This window comes from Thalassovita mangrovi (genome assembly GCF_009857745.1).
In the GTDB taxonomy this organism is placed as follows: domain Bacteria; phylum Pseudomonadota; class Alphaproteobacteria; order Rhodobacterales; family Rhodobacteraceae; genus Thalassobius; species Thalassobius mangrovi.
Map to the genome: position 1 here is coordinate 873,932 of NZ_WWEN01000002.1, position 13,027 is coordinate 886,958.

Genomic DNA, 13,027 nt, shown 5'->3' on the forward strand with positions numbered 1-13,027 from the left:
AGCACGATCGCGCGCCCCGTCCAGCCCTCAGCGCAGATAACGCGGTTGCAGCACCATCACCGTGGGCTGGCGCGGCAGGGTGCGGAGCGACAGTTCCAGCGCGCTGTCGCCGGTCTGCACCACCTCGAATTCGCTGCCGATGCCGCGCAGGAAGACCGACAGGGTGCCGTCGCCGAACCAATGCATCGGGATCACCACCGAGGAGCGCAGCCGCTGCAGCACCCGGATCATCGTCGGCAGGTCGAGCGTCAGCCCGCCATCGACCGGTGCCATCACCACGTCGAGCCGCCCCAGAGCGGCATATTGCGCGGCGTCCGGTTCATGGTGCAGATGCCCCAGGTGGCCGATGCACAGCCCCGCCACTTCGAAGACGAAGATGGAATTGCCCTTGGGCTCGATCCCGCCGGCAGAGCGGATATCGGTGGGCACGTTGCGGATCACCATGTCGCCGATTTCGACATAGTGGTCGATACCCGCGCCGTGATCGTGGCCCCAGCCCTGCAGCACATGCGGGATCGCTGGGTCCGGCGCGGCGGTCCAGTGGGTGCCGTGGGCGTGGTTCATGGTGACCGCGTCGGGGATGTAATCCACGTTGCCGATGAAGCCGGTGTAATCGGTCACTGCGCCAATGCCGCCGGGCGACTGGATCAGGAAGGAGGCATGGGAGATATAGCTGATCCGCACGGTGTAATCGGGCAAGGGAGTGCGGAACGACGCCTTGTGCAGGTATTCGATCCCCGGCGCGGCATCGGCGATTGCGATGCAATGGCTGGGCTTGCGGGGCTGGGCCCGCGACTGCGTCTGGGCCTGGACGGTGCCCGCCAGCAGCAGGGCGATCAGGGGGATGAGAATTCGGATCATGGCGCGGTTCTCCCTTCCGTAAGGGAAGGATAGGCCGGACAGGGAATTTGTCACGTCTTATGCCCGCTTTCGGCAGCTATCCAGTAGGGCGCCCGCCCTGTCCCGGGGATACCGCTGATCGCCCACCCCCAGGTCATCCCGCCCGCAAGCGCCCGAAACCGGTATGAATTTTCCCCTTGATCTAAAGTTGGGTTGAGGTTGCAGGGTGCCTCCGGATCAAGAAAACGGAGCTCAGACCATGACATCACTATGGATTTTTGCAGCCTTTGGCACGGCGGCCTGCTTTGCCGTGTCAAATGTGTTCGCCTACGACGCCGCCCGGGCCTTGGGGGCGGTGAAGTTCAGCTTCGTGCGAATGTCGCTGGTGGCCCTTGGCTTCGCCGCCCTGCTGGCGATCACGGGGTTCGATCCGTCGATAAACCTTGCGGATGTGAAGCTGCTCATCCTGTCCGGCATTTCGGGCGTGTTTCTGGCCGATACCTTTCGCTATTCGTCGCTTGCCCGGGTTGGCCCGGCGCTGCAATCGCTTTTGGCCACGACGACGGCGCCGTTCACCTTGCTGCTTGGCTTCGTGATCCTCGGGCAGGTGGTGGGCGGTCTGCCCTTGCTGGGCACCGCGATCGTGTTCACGGGCATCCTGCTTGCCGTCATCTCGCGCAACTCCGAAGCGCTGACGCGGTTTTCCGGCGTGCAAACCGGGCTCGGTTCCGGCATCTTGTTCGGGCTGGCGGCCGCGCTGACGCAGTCGGGCAGCATTCTCATCGCGGCGCCGGTGATGCTGAAAGGGGTCGATCCGATATCCGCCACTTTCATCCGCTCGGCCGCGGGGTCCGCCAGCCTCATCCTCCCCGCGCTGTTCACCGCAGCGAACGGGGCCCGGATCAGGACGATGAGCCAGTCTATCATGCAACAGGTTCTGCTGAGCGCGGTGGTCGGAACCGGGTTGGGGATGACCTTGCAGCTTTATGCGCTGCGCAACGGCCCGGCCGGGATCGTGTCCACCCTGTCCTCAACGACCCCGTTGGTCATCCTGCCGCTGATCTGGATCGTCGGAAAATCCCGTCCGCACCGGCTTGCCTGGATCGGGGCGGCCTTCGCGGTGGCGGGCGTGGGGCTGATCGTCAACAGCGGCTGAGCCCGGGGGGCCCGGGCCGCGATCAGATCGGTTCGGTGCGCCCGCGCCGGTCGAGCCGGATACAGGCGTACAGCACATGGGTGCGCCAGCGGCCGTCGATTTCCAGATAGCTTTGCGCCACGCCTTCGTATTTGAAGCCGCATTTTTCCAGCAGGTCGCGCGAGGGTTTGTTTTCCGGCAGGCAGGCGGCCTCGATCCGGCTCAGGTCCATGCGGTGGAAGCAATGATAGGTCAGCGCCTCGATCGCTTCGCGCATATAGCCCTGGCGGGCGAATTCTTCGCCGACCCAGTACCCCAGCGTGCCCGCCTGCGCCGGGCCGCGGCGGATGTGGTCGAGGGTGATCGCCCCCACCAGCACGTCGTCATGGCGGCGGAACATGAACAAAGGCAGCGCGGTGTCGTTCTTCACTGCCCGGTTGGACCAGTAGACCCGGTTGGCGAAGGCCTTGCGGCCCAGGTGATCGGGCGCCCAGGACGGTTCCCACGGTTTCAGGAAGCTGCGGCTGTTGCGCCGCAGGTCGGACCAGGGGCGGAAATCGGCATGCACGGGGGGCCGCAACGTCAGGCGTTCGGTTTCGATCCGGACCTGTCGTTTCAGCTTCAGCATCAGGCGGCGCGCCTTTCCTGCAATTCGGCCAGGCTCGGGGCGCGGTCCACCGGGCCGTAAAGCGCCAGCGCCGCCGGGGCGGTGACCGCCATGACCTCGGCGAAGTCCCGGACGTCCTGCAAGCCGACCGCGTCGATCTTGGCGACCACCTCGGCCAGCTCGGGCACCCGGCCCCAGATCTGCACCATGCGCGCCATCCGTTCGGCCCGGTTCGACGGGCTTTCCAGCCCCATCAGCAGCCCGGCCTTCATCTGTGCCCGGGCGCGGTCGATTTCCTCTTCCGACATGTCCTCGGCGGCGCGCTTCATTTCGTCCAGCGTGACGACCGACAGCTCTTCCAGCTGATCGGCCGAGGTGCCGGCATAGACGGTCATCATGCCGGTATCCGCATAGGCGCCGGCCTGGGCGAAGATCGTGTAGCACAGGCCCCGCTTTTCGCGGATTTCCTGGAACAGGCGGCTCGACATGCCGCCGCCCAGGGCATTGGCATAGATTTGCGCGGCATGGATCTTGTCGCTGCCGTAATCGGGCCCTTCGAAGGCGATGGCGAAATGCGCCTGTTCCAGCGTCTTGACCTGCCGGTGTTCGCCGCCGTGGAACTGCGCCGCGTCATGGCTGACCGAAATCAGCGGAGACAAGTGACCGAACAGCTTCTCGGCCTCGCGCACCAGCACGTCGTGATCGACGGCACCGGCGGCCGACAGGATCATCTGCCCCGGCCCGTATTGTTCGGCGACGAAACGCGCCAGGTCTTCTCGGGTGAAGCTGCCGACCCGTTCGGCCGGGCCCAGGATGGTGCGGCCCAAAGCCTGATCGGGATAGGCCTGTTCCTGCAACCAGTCGAAGATCACGTCGTCGGGCGTGTCCAGCGCCTGGCCGATTTCCTGCAGGATCACGCCGCGTTCGACCTCGATCTCGCGCTCGTCGAAGACCGGGTTCAGCACGATATCGGCCAGCACGTCCAGCGCCAGCGGCACATCGGCCTGCAGCACGCGGGCGTAATAGGCCGTCACCTCGCGCGAGGTATAGGCGTTCAGGTAGCCGCCCACATCTTCGATCGCCTCGGCGATCTGTAGCGCGCTGCGCGTCTTGGTCCCCTTGAACGCCATATGTTCGAGGAAATGCGCGATGCCGTTCTGTTCCAGCCGCTCGTGCCGGCCGCCGGCCAGCACCCAGATGCCGATCGAGGCCGATTGCAGCCCGGGCATATGTTCGGTGACGATCCGGAAACCGTTGGACAGGGTATGAAGTTGCACAGTCACTTGGCGATGCGGTCCTTGATCAGCGTCTCGATGGCGTCCAGATCGTTGGCGATCCGGGTCACCCGTTCGGTACGGTCATACAGGTCGGCCATGCGGGTGGGCAAGTCCGGGTGCTGGCCGCTGGCTTCTTCCACCGCGGCCGGGAACTTGGCCGGGTGCGCGGTGGCCAGGGTGATCATCGGCACATCGCTCTTGCGCGTTTCGTTGGCGACCTTCACGCCCACCGCCGAATGCGGGCACAGCAATTCGCCAGTCGTGGCGAACATGTCGCGGATCGTGGCGCGGGTTTCGTCTTCGGAACAATGGCCGCTGTCGAACACCTCGCGCAGCGCCTGCAGCGCGCCCTGGCTGACGTTGAAGCCGCCTTCGTTCAGTTCGTCCATCAGCTGGCTGACCGCCGCGCCGTCCTGGTCATAGGCATAGTACAGCGCGCGTTCGAAATTCGAGCTGACCTGGATATCCATCGACGGGCTGATCGAGGGGATCACGCCGTCGGGCTTGTATTCGCCGCTGCTCAGACAGCGATGCAGGATGTCGTTCTGGTTGGTCGCCACCACCAGTCGGTCGATCGGCAGGCCCATCTGCTTGGCGATGAAGCCTGCGAAGATATCGCCGAAATTGCCGGTCGGCACGGTGAAGCTGACCTTGCGATGCGGCGCGCCCAAGGAGACGGCGGAGGTGAAGTAATAGACCACCTGCGCCAGCACCCGGGCGAAGTTGATCGAATTGACCCCGGCCAGGCCAACCCCGTCGCGGAAGTCGAAATGGTTGAACATGTCCTTCACGCGGGCCTGGCAATCGTCGAAATGCCCGTCCATCGCCAGTGCGTGCACGTTGCTTTCGGGCGGCGTGGTCATCTGGCGCCGCTGCACCTCGGACACCCGGCCATGCGGGAACAGGATGAAGACGTCGACCGCATCCAAGCCCTTGAACGCCTCGATCGCTGCCGATCCGGTATCGCCGCTGGTGGCGCCCGCGATGGTCACCCGCTTGCCCGACCGTTTCAGCGAGGCCTGGAACAGCTGGCCGATCAGCTGCATCGCGAAATCCTTGAAGGCCAGCGTCGGGCCGTGGAACAGTTCCAGCAGGAAATGGTTGCTGTCCAGCTGCACCAGCGGCGCGCGGGCGGCATGGCCGAAGCCCTCGTAGGCGCGCGCGATGATGGCGCGGAATTCGTCATCGGTGAAGGTGTCGCCGATGAAGGGCCGCATCACGCGGAAGGCGACCTCCTCATAGCTCAGCCCTGACAGCGCCGCGATTTCCTCGGCGCTCAGCGTCGGGATGGTTTCGGGCAGGTACAGCCCGCCGTCGCGGGCCAGCCCGGTCAGCATCGCTTCTTCGAAATTCAGAACGGGCGCCTTGCCACGGGTCGAGATATATTTCACAGGTCGGTTCCCTTTCGCGGGTTACGTGTGCTGTTGTACATGCGCCAGAGGAACAGGCCAAGCATCGCAAGCCATACAGCGGCTAACCCATACCATGTAACGGCATATTCGAAGTGATCGTTAGGAATGCCCTCGATCCCCACCGGCAGCGGCGCGACCGGGGCGTCGTCGAAAGATGTCGCGCGGGCGATCACCAGAACCGGTTCGGTGCCCAGTTCGGCCGCCAGGACATCGACCTCGCGCGCGAACCAGATATTCGCGGCGCGGTCGTTGTCCGGGGTGAAACTGTCGCGCTCCTCGGGCCAGTGCAGGTTGCCGGTGACGGTGACATCGGCGAAGGGCGGCTCGGGCGGCGTGGCCTCCAGCCGGACGAAACCGCGGTCAATCAGAACCCGGCGCCCGTCTTCGGTCTGCATCGGGTTGATCAGCCGGTACCCCGCCCCGACGGTTTTCTGGCTGACCAGAACCCGGATCGTCGGGGCTTCGATGGTGCCCTTGACCTCGACCGGCAGGAACCGGTCGGCTTCGGGGTCGGGTGCTACCGGCAGGGCCACCGGATCGGCATGGATGCGCGCCTCGATCTCGGCCAGCACGCCCTGTTTCCAATGCAAACGCTGCACCTGCCAGGTCCCCAGTGCGATCAGCACAGCGGCCCCCAGCAATCCAAAGAACAGCGGTAGGATCAATCGGCGCATACGGTCTTTCTGGTCTCAATGACGTCACGGGCGCGCAACTGCTGCGCCCCGATGCTTTCTTGCCTGTAACAAAGGGATTTTCAACCGCAATCCCGCCTCTTCTTCTGTTCACAAATATCCCGGGGGTGAATTGGCCGCCAGGCCAAGAGGGGGCAGCGCCCCCTGCCGCCTTGCTGTCTCAGCCCCCGAAAAAGAAAAACCCGCACCGAAGCGCGGGTTTTCCAGATCTCGCTCAAGGCCCGGCTCAGCCGCCCCAGATATAGACGGCCGCGAACAGGAACAGCCAGACCACGTCGACGAAGTGCCAGTACCAGGCGGCGGCTTCGAAACCGACATGGGAATCGGCGGTGAAATGTCCCTTCATCGCGCGCAGCATGCAGATCGCCAGGAAGATGGTGCCGACCACCACGTGGAAGCCGTGGAACCCGGTCGCCATGAAGAAGTTGGCGCCATAGATGTTGCCCGAGAAGCCGAAGGAGGCGTGGCTGTATTCATAGACCTGGAACACGGTGAACAGCATGCCCAGCAGGACCGCGATCAGCAGACCGTTGACCATGTCCTTGCGGTTGTTCTCATGCGCAATCGCATGGTGCGCCCAGGTCGCAGCCGCGCCCGAGCACAGCAGGATCAGCGTGTTGATCAGCGGCAGGTGCCAGGGGTCGAAGGTCTCGATGCCCGCGGGCGGCCAGACGCCGTCGACGGCGGGCGATTGCGGCCCCATCGGGTACAGCGCGTGCTTGAAGAAGCTCCAGAACCAGGCCGAGAAGAACATCACCTCGGACATGATGAACAGGATGAAGCCATAGCGCAGGCCGATCTTCACCACCGGGGTGTGGTCGCCTGCGAAGTTTTCCTTAATCGTTTCCGACCACCAGCCATACATCACGTAGAGCACGCCGGCGAAGCCTGCCAGCAGCATCCAGGGGCTGTCGGTGTGGAAATAGATCACCGCCCCGAACAGCATGATGAACCCGAACACCGCGCCCAGCAGGGGATACAGTGAGGGGGGCAGAATGTGATAGTCGTGATTTTTCTCGTGCGCCATCGCGTTTCCCTCGTTGGAAGGTCTTTAGTTTAAGTTGCTCTTGCTGCCGGTATCGAGCGAGGCCTGAACCTCCTCGGGCAGGTCGATTTCGTAAAAGGTGTAGGACAGGGTGATCTCGTGCAGATGCTTGCCCTCGCTGTCCTCGACGATCTCGGGATCGACATAGAAGGTCACCGGCATCGTCACCCGTTCGCCCGGCTGCAGCACCTGTTCGGTGAAGCAGAAGCAGTCGATCTTGGTGAAGAATCCGCCCGCCGCGAAAGGCGCCACGTTATAGGCGGCCTGCCCGGCAATGGGGTGGTCGGTCGGGTTATAGGCCTCGTAGAAGGCCAGCCCGGTTTCGCCGATGCGCAGCTCCATCTCGCGCTGCACCGGCTTGAATTCCCAGGGGAAGTCGCGTTCCTTCGAGGCGTCGAACCGGACCTTGATGGTCTGATCCAGGATCGTGTCGGCGCCCTGTTCGGATACCAAAGTAGTGCCGCCGAAACCGGTCACCTTGCAGAACAGGTTGTAAAGCGGCACCGAGGCCCAGGCCATCGCGCCCATGAAAAGCACGATGCCGACCAGTTGGGTCACGGTCTTGGTCTTGCCATCCATCGCCATATCAGTTGCCCCCCTGCTGCTGTTGCTGCTGCTGCGCCGGGGTTTCGCCGATGCGGGTGACCTTGACCACGGTCAACCCGAACACGATGGCGATGAATACCGCCAGAACCAGACCGACGCCCAGATTGCGGCTCGACCGGCGCTTGTGCAGTTCATGTTCGACGTTTTCGAATCCCATCTTACCAGCCTCCCAGCCCGTAGGGCTTCAGCGCCGCCTCGGCCAGGATCGCGCCGAAATGCAGGAACAGATACATCAGCGACAGGCCGAAGAAGCTTTTCTCGGTACGGTACTTGTCGGCCTGGGCCGCGTCTTCGTCGCGGCGCCAGATCTTCACCGCCCCCAGCAGGAACAGCGCGTTCAGCACCACCGACACGGTCATGTAGACCGGCCCGCCGATCGAGGTCAGCCCGGTGCCGATCGCCAGCGGTGCCAGCAGGATCGTGTAGACCAGGATATGGCGGCGGGTCACCTTGCGGCCGTGGGTCACGGTCAGCATCGGCACGCCCGCTTCCTCGTAATCGGCCTTCATGAACAGGGCCAGGGCCCAGAAATGCGGCGGCGTCCACATGAAGATCAGCATGAACATCAGCACCGATTCGACGCTGACGCCCCCGGTCGCCACGGCCCAGCCGATCATCGGCGGGAAGGCCCCGGCGGCGCCGCCGATCACGATGTTCTGCGGCGTCCAGCGCTTCAGCCACATGGTGTAGACGACGGCGTAGAAGAAGATGGTGAAGGCCAGCAGCCCGGCGGCCATCCAATTGGCGGCCAGACCCAGCATCACCACAGCGAAGACCGACAGGGTCACCCCGATGGCCAGCGCTTCCTGTGGGTCTACCTTGCCCGACGGGATCGGGCGCGACGCGGTGCGTTTCATCACCTCGTCGATATCGGCGTCCCACCACATGTTCAAAGCGCCCGAGGCACCGCCGCCCACGGCGATGAACAGGACCGAACAGAAGGCGATGAACGGATGCACGCCGATGGGCGCCGCCAGCAGCCCGACCAGGGCGGTGAACACCACCAGCGACATCACCCGCGGCTTGAGCAGGGCGAAATAATCGCCAAAGCCCGCTTCGCCGGGTTGCGCCTGGGTATTGAGACTTGCGTCGCTCATCTTCTGCCTTCCAAAGCCGCGCTTGGATACGCGGGTCTGCTTGGTGGGATGGGGATGCCGCCCCGCACTGGGGCGGCGTTCCGTAAGATTAGTCGGCCGAGGCGAGCGCCACGCCCGGTGCGGTCGACATGTCGCCGGCATATTCCTCGATCGCGCCGGTCAGCCATTCTTTATAGGCGTCTTCCGACACCACCTTGACGGTGATCGGCATGAAGGCGTGGTCCTTGCCGCACAGTTCCGAACACTGGCCGAAATAGATGCCTTCGCGTTCCGCCTTGAACCACAACTGGGCGATCCGGCCCGGCACGGCATCCTGTTTTACGCCGAAGGCGGGGATGGTCCAGGAATGGATCACGTCGGCGCCGGTGACGTCCATCACGACGACCTTGTTGACCGGAACCACGACCTGGGTGTCGGTGGCCAGCAGGTATTCGTCTTCGGCGTAGCCGTGATCGGCCAGTTCGTCGCGCGCCAGCAGGAAGCTGTCGAAGGCGAATTCGTGGTCGGTATATTCATAGCCCCAGTACCACTGGTAACCGGTTACCTTGATGTGGATGTCGCCTTCGGGGATTTCCTGCTGCTTGAACAGAACCGGCAGCGAGAACGCGCCGATGACCACCAGGATCAGGATCGGAACGATGGTCCAGGCGATTTCCAGCGGCGAATTGTGGGTGAAGCTCGACGGGTTCGGGTTGGCCTTGCGGTTGTAGCGCACGATCACCACGCCGATCAGCGCAATGACGAACAGGCAGATGGCGGTGATGATGAACACAAGCAGATGATCCAGCGACTGCAGGTCACGGGCCAGTTCGGTTGCGGCCGGCTGGAAACCCAGCGCGCCGGAAACGGGCTTGCCGACGGTTTCGACATCTTGGGCAAAAGCCGGTGCTGCGATGGCGGTCGCTGCTGCGGCCGAAAGGCTAGTAAAAAGTCGCATATGTCACCCTGATCGGTTGAGGTGTATTCTTTGGTTTTCGGCAGGATCCCGGTCCTTGCGGTCGAAATCCCGTTGTTTTGTCGCCGCTAGAAACCATATTCTGCCATACAGAACAGAAATTCCCATTGCGGCAAACGGACGCTTTTTTTGATTTAGATCAAATCTGGCCCGCTGGAAAGACAGGAAAAAACAAACATGAGCGATACTCCTTTTCGCCCCTTCGAGCAGGCACTGGATTCCGAACAGGCCCTTGCGACACTGCGCAGCGCGACTTTGGGCGCCGAAGACGGCGAGCTGTTTCTGGAACGCCGACGCGGCGAAGCTCTGGTTTTCGACGACGGCCGGGTGCGCAACGCCTCCTATGACGCGTCCGAGGGATTCGGCCTGCGCGCGGTGAATGGCGAAGTCACCGGATACGCCCATTCCTCGGAAATTTCGCAGGCCGCGCTGGATCGCGCCGCGACCACCGCGCGGCTGGCGGTGGGCGCTGGTGGCGGCACGTTGGCCGATGCGCCGCAGCCGACCAACAAGCGGCTTTACACCGACGAAGACCCGATCGCCGGGGCATCCTTCCCGGTCAAGATCGAAACCCTGCGCGAAATAGATGCCTTTGCCCGCGACCTCGATTCGCGGGTGGTGCAGGTGTCGGCGACCATCGCCGCCTCGCTGCAGGAAATCGAAATCCTGCGCCCCGAGGGCATCCATCTGTGCGACGTGCGCCCGATGACCCGGGTGAACGTGAGCGTGATCGTCGAACAGAACGGGCGGCGCGAAACCGGCACAGCGGGCGGCGGCGGGCGCGTGGGTCTCGACGGGCTGCTGGACCCGGCCGACTGGCAGGACAAGGCGCGCGAAGCGCTGCGCATCGCGCTGGTCAACCTCGACGCGGTGCCGGCGCCTGCGGGCGTGATGGATGTGGTGCTGGGGCCGGGCTGGCCCGGTATCCTGCTGCACGAAGCGATCGGTCACGGGCTGGAAGGCGATTTCAACCGCAAGGGATCATCCGCCTTCGCCGGGCTGATGGGGCAACGCATCGCGGCCCCGGGCGTCACGGTTCTGGATGACGGCACCATCCCCGACCGGCGCGGATCGATCAGTTTCGACGACGAAGGCACGCCTTCGGGCAGGAACGTGCTGATCGAGGACGGTATCCTGGTCGGCTATATGCAGGACCGGCAGAACGCCCGGCTGATGGGGGTGAAGCCCACCGGCAACGGGCGGCGCGAATCCTACGCCCATGCGCCGATGCCGCGGATGACCAACACCTATATGCTGGGCGGCGACGCACGGCCCGAAGACATCGTGGCGGACCTCAAGGACGGCATCTATGCCGTCGGTTTCGGCGGCGGCCAGGTCGATATCACCAACGGCAAGTTCGTGTTCTCCTGCACCGAGGCCTACCGCGTGCAGAACGGCAAGGTCGGCGCGCCGGTGAAGGGCGCCACCCTGATCGGCGACGGCGCCACGGTGCTGACGCAGATCAGGGCGCTTGGCAACGACATGGCGCTGGACCCGGGCATGGGCAATTGCGGCAAGGCCGGGCAATGGGTGCCGGTCGGCGTCGGCCAGCCGACGGTGATGATCGGCGGGCTGACCGTCGGCGGGTCGGCGACCTAATACACTCAGCGCCCCCTCCCCGGGGGGCGCGTTATGCTTTACCGGCCATTAACCACGCACGGGCAAACTCCGAACCAGCAAAAGGACGGAGTCCCGATGACCGATTCGACTGAGCCTGCCACTCACCCGCTGCGCCCGCCCCTGACCGAAGACGACCGGCTGGCCTGGATACGTCTGATCCGGTCGCCCCGGGTCGGGGTTTCGACCTTCTACCGGCTGATGGGCGAACACGGATCGGCGCAGGCCAGCCTCGGCGCACTGCCGGAAGTGGCGAAAGCCGCCGGGGTGGAAAAATACACCCCCTGCCGCGCCGAGGCGGCCAACGCGGAACTTCAGGCGGCAAAGGCCAACGGCGCCAGCATGATCTGCATCGGCTCGCCCGATTACCCGCGCCAGCTGGCCGAAATCGCCGATGCGCCGCCGTTTTTCTGGCTGATCGGACGGCAGGATGTCCTGCAGCAGCCGATGATCGCGCTGGTCGGCGCGCGTAACGCCTCGTCGCTCGGCACCCGGATGGCGCGGGGGCTGGCCAAGGATCTGGCGGCGCAGGGTTACATCATCGTGTCGGGACTGGCGCGCGGCGTCGATGCGGCTGCGCATCAGGCCAGCCTCGACACCGGCACGGTGGCGGTATCTGCGGGCGGCGTCGACGTGCTTTATCCGGCCGAAAACGCCCGGCTGGGCCGCGACATCGTGAAAACCGGCGCGCGGATTTCCGAACGCCCCTTCGGCATCGCGCCGCGCCCGCGCGATTTCCCGCGCCGCAACCGGATCATTTCCGGCCTAGCCCGCGCCGTCGTCATCATCGAGGCGGCGGCGAAATCGGGCAGCCTGATCACCGCGCGCAACGCGCTGGACCAGGGGCGCGAGGTTCTGGCGGTACCCGGCCATCCGTTCGACGCGCGCACCGGGGGCTGCAACATGCTGATCCGCGACGGTGCGCGGCTGATCCGCAACGCCGAGGACGTGATCGAGGCGCTGCCCCCGCAAAGCGCCGCGAAGGATCAAAACGAATTGCCCCTGCTCGCCCCCGCAGAACCCAAGCGCGACCTGCATCAGACCGCCGCGCTGCATCAGCAGATCCTCGACCGCCTCGGCCCTTCGCCGCTGGCCGAGGATCAGCTGATCCGCGACCTGCGGGTCCCGGCGCAATCGGTAATGCCGGCGCTGACCGACCTGGAACTGGGCGGCCGGATCAAACGGCAGCCGGGCGGGTTGCTATCGCTGTCGCCAGACTAGCGGCCGGGTCAGTCGCCGCAGACTTCCGGGATCACCGCCGCCCAGTCGGCGCAATGGAATCCGTCCGCCCACCAGACATCGGTTGCGCCGATGGCGAAATCGACCACCACCCACATATTGCCGGATTTGACATAGAGCGCTTCCATGTTGAACCCCTCCATATACTCGGGGTCGTAGCCCTCGCGCAGCGCCATCGGGGTCGTCGCGGGATCGATCGCGCCGCCGCCGGGGCGCTGCGGTACCACCATGGCGAAAGCCACGTCACCCGACACCCGCAATTCGTTCACCACGAATTCCACCGGCCCGCCCAACCGCCACCAGGCATGCGGCCGCAAGGCATCCATCAGGTCGCGGCGCAGCGCGCTGCCGCGCTGCGGCTCATACCAGCCGCCCGCCTGAACGGAGGCGCCGCTTGCCAAAATCAGGGTCAGTACCGTCAGCAGCATCCTCATCGGCAAATCCTCCTCCGGGCGGGCTCAAAGTCGCGGCATATTGGCCCGGAAACTGTGCAGATTACCATGCG

At 64.6% G+C, this 13,027-nt stretch carries 14 protein-coding genes; 3 read left to right on the top strand and 11 right to left on the bottom strand.

Annotated elements, in window-relative coordinates:
• Window positions 1-27 precede the first annotated feature (27 nt).
• The gene (locus GR167_RS05980) at window positions 28-861 is read right to left on the bottom strand and encodes an MBL fold metallo-hydrolase (protein ID WP_160972507.1); all 834 of its coding nucleotides are present in this window, start codon (window positions 859-861) and stop codon (window positions 28-30) included.
• Between the two features lie 238 nt (window positions 862-1,099).
• Between GR167_RS05980 and GR167_RS05985 the strand changes: the two genes are divergently transcribed.
• On the top strand, window positions 1,100-1,996 hold the full coding sequence (locus GR167_RS05985) for a DMT family transporter (protein ID WP_160972508.1): 897 nt from the start codon (window positions 1,100-1,102) through the stop codon (window positions 1,994-1,996).
• Window positions 1,997-2,018: 22 nt separating this feature from the next.
• On the opposite strand, the gene GR167_RS05990 is transcribed toward GR167_RS05985, so the two are convergent.
• The 9 genes from GR167_RS05990 to coxB all read right to left on the bottom strand — a co-directional run bounded on the left by GR167_RS05990 (window position 2,019) and on the right by coxB (window position 9,648).
• A complete protein-coding gene (locus tag GR167_RS05990) occupies window positions 2,019-2,603 on the bottom strand; it encodes a GNAT family N-acetyltransferase (RefSeq protein ID WP_160972509.1) in 585 nt (194 codons plus the stop codon).
• Entirely contained in the window at window positions 2,603-3,865 is a 1,263-nt protein-coding gene (locus GR167_RS05995; RefSeq protein WP_160972510.1) for a M16 family metallopeptidase, read from the bottom strand. Before GR167_RS05995 ends, GR167_RS05990 begins: the two co-directional genes overlap by 1 nt.
• A complete protein-coding gene (gene thrC, locus GR167_RS06000; RefSeq protein WP_160972511.1) occupies window positions 3,862-5,250 on the bottom strand; it encodes a threonine synthase in 1,389 nt (462 codons plus the stop codon). Before thrC ends, GR167_RS05995 begins: the two co-directional genes overlap by 4 nt.
• Complete coding sequence (locus GR167_RS06005) at window positions 5,247-5,945, bottom strand: SURF1 family protein (RefSeq protein ID WP_160972512.1); 699 nt, start codon at window positions 5,943-5,945, stop codon at window positions 5,247-5,249. Before GR167_RS06005 ends, thrC begins: the two co-directional genes overlap by 4 nt.
• Before the next feature lie 244 nt (window positions 5,946-6,189).
• Window positions 6,190-6,990: a cytochrome c oxidase subunit 3 gene (locus GR167_RS06010; RefSeq protein ID WP_160972513.1), complete on the bottom strand. Its 801-nt coding sequence runs from the start codon at window positions 6,988-6,990 to the stop codon at window positions 6,190-6,192.
• Window positions 6,991-7,014: 24 nt separating this feature from the next.
• Window positions 7,015-7,593 (bottom strand): cytochrome c oxidase assembly protein, encoded by a 579-nt coding sequence (locus GR167_RS06015; protein ID WP_160972514.1) that lies wholly within the window; start codon window positions 7,591-7,593, stop codon window positions 7,015-7,017.
• Between the two features lies 1 nt (window position 7,594).
• The gene (locus GR167_RS20115) at window positions 7,595-7,771 is read right to left on the bottom strand and encodes a cytochrome c oxidase system small membrane protein (protein ID WP_212769836.1); all 177 of its coding nucleotides are present in this window, start codon (window positions 7,769-7,771) and stop codon (window positions 7,595-7,597) included.
• A gap of 1 nt (window position 7,772) precedes the next feature.
• Entirely contained in the window at window positions 7,773-8,711 is a 939-nt protein-coding gene (gene cyoE, locus GR167_RS06020; protein ID WP_160972515.1) for a heme o synthase, read from the bottom strand.
• Between the two features lie 88 nt (window positions 8,712-8,799).
• Window positions 8,800-9,648, bottom strand: a complete 849-nt coding sequence (gene coxB, locus GR167_RS06025) for a cytochrome c oxidase subunit II (protein WP_160972516.1) — start codon at window positions 9,646-9,648, stop codon at window positions 8,800-8,802.
• A gap of 195 nt (window positions 9,649-9,843) precedes the next feature.
• Here coxB and tldD point away from each other — a divergent pair, with 195 nt between their 5' ends.
• Both tldD and dprA read left to right on the top strand, forming a co-directional pair.
• Complete coding sequence (tldD, locus tag GR167_RS06030) at window positions 9,844-11,265, top strand: metalloprotease TldD (RefSeq protein WP_160972517.1); 1,422 nt, start codon at window positions 9,844-9,846, stop codon at window positions 11,263-11,265.
• A gap of 96 nt (window positions 11,266-11,361) precedes the next feature.
• Window positions 11,362-12,504, top strand: a complete 1,143-nt coding sequence (gene dprA, locus GR167_RS06035) for a DNA-processing protein DprA (RefSeq protein WP_160972518.1) — start codon at window positions 11,362-11,364, stop codon at window positions 12,502-12,504.
• 8 nt (window positions 12,505-12,512) lie between these two features.
• Here dprA and GR167_RS06040 read toward each other — a convergent pair whose 3' ends face one another.
• Complete coding sequence (locus GR167_RS06040) at window positions 12,513-12,956, bottom strand: hypothetical protein (protein ID WP_160972519.1); 444 nt, start codon at window positions 12,954-12,956, stop codon at window positions 12,513-12,515.
• Window positions 12,957-13,027 lie beyond the last annotated feature (71 nt).

Coding starts and splice junctions, on each gene's coding strand:
- GR167_RS06010 (WP_160972513.1), bottom strand. CDS start 6,990: ATGGCGCACGAGAAAAATCACGACTATCACATTCTGCCCCCCTCACTG.
- GR167_RS05985 (WP_160972508.1), top strand. CDS start 1,100: ATGACATCACTATGGATTTTTGCAGCCTTTGGCACGGCGGCCTGCTTT.
- cyoE (WP_160972515.1), bottom strand. CDS start 8,711: ATGAGCGACGCAAGTCTCAATACCCAGGCGCAACCCGGCGAAGCGGGC.
- GR167_RS06005 (WP_160972512.1), bottom strand. CDS start 5,945: ATGCGCCGATTGATCCTACCGCTGTTCTTTGGATTGCTGGGGGCCGCT.
- GR167_RS05990 (WP_160972509.1), bottom strand. CDS start 2,603: ATGCTGAAGCTGAAACGACAGGTCCGGATCGAAACCGAACGCCTGACG.
- GR167_RS05980 (WP_160972507.1), bottom strand. CDS start 861: ATGATCCGAATTCTCATCCCCCTGATCGCCCTGCTGCTGGCGGGCACC.
- dprA (WP_160972518.1), top strand. CDS start 11,362: ATGACCGATTCGACTGAGCCTGCCACTCACCCGCTGCGCCCGCCCCTG.
- GR167_RS06015 (WP_160972514.1), bottom strand. CDS start 7,593: ATGGCGATGGATGGCAAGACCAAGACCGTGACCCAACTGGTCGGCATC.
- tldD (WP_160972517.1), top strand. CDS start 9,844: ATGAGCGATACTCCTTTTCGCCCCTTCGAGCAGGCACTGGATTCCGAA.
- coxB (WP_160972516.1), bottom strand. CDS start 9,648: ATGCGACTTTTTACTAGCCTTTCGGCCGCAGCAGCGACCGCCATCGCA.
- GR167_RS20115 (WP_212769836.1), bottom strand. CDS start 7,771: ATGGGATTCGAAAACGTCGAACATGAACTGCACAAGCGCCGGTCGAGC.
- GR167_RS06040 (WP_160972519.1), bottom strand. CDS start 12,956: ATGAGGATGCTGCTGACGGTACTGACCCTGATTTTGGCAAGCGGCGCC.